The following is a 517-nucleotide window of genomic DNA, read 5'->3' on the forward strand; positions in this document are numbered from 1 at the left end:
GTCTTATATGGACGCCTCCCGGTTTGCCAGGTGATATTTGCGTGTTTAGCGTGGCTGATCGGGCTGCAGACTTATATCCGGCCTGTTCAACGGATTGTGCTCCGCTGGCCCTGATGGAATTTGCCGGGGAAGGCCTCAGCTCCGACGAGTCCTCGAAGGACGAGACAAGATTCAGGCTTATTTCCCCGCGGTCCGATCCGCTTTGCCATCACGCGCATATCATCCTGCGCAACCTATCGACGACCAGTCTCCGTTGTGAGTTGAAGTGCTACGCGCTTGGTCACGCGTATCCCGATTGGTACGTTCGAGCGTGGGCCAGCAGCGCCCAGATCGTACGAGCCATCTTGTTCGCCAGTGCCACGACCGCTACGTTGAACGGTCGTCGCGCCAGCAAATCCCTCTGCGATTCGGTACTTCGCTTGCCATGAGCCAAGACCGAACGTGCACCGTGGATCAGCAAGGTGCGCAGATACCTGTCGCCTCGCTTGCTGATGCCCAACAATTTGACGCGCCCGCC

Annotated in this window: 1 protein-coding gene; it reads right to left on the reverse strand. The window is 58.4% G+C overall.

Annotated elements, in window-relative coordinates; translation table 11 throughout:
* Positions 1-280 precede the first annotated feature (280 nt).
* Positions 281-517: transposase (locus tag U4Y90_RS36000; RefSeq protein WP_321801909.1), on the reverse strand; the 237-nt coding region annotated here is incomplete at its 5' end.

Source organism: Caballeronia sp. J97 (genome assembly GCF_905220305.1).
Classification (GTDB): domain Bacteria; phylum Pseudomonadota; class Gammaproteobacteria; order Burkholderiales; family Burkholderiaceae; genus Caballeronia.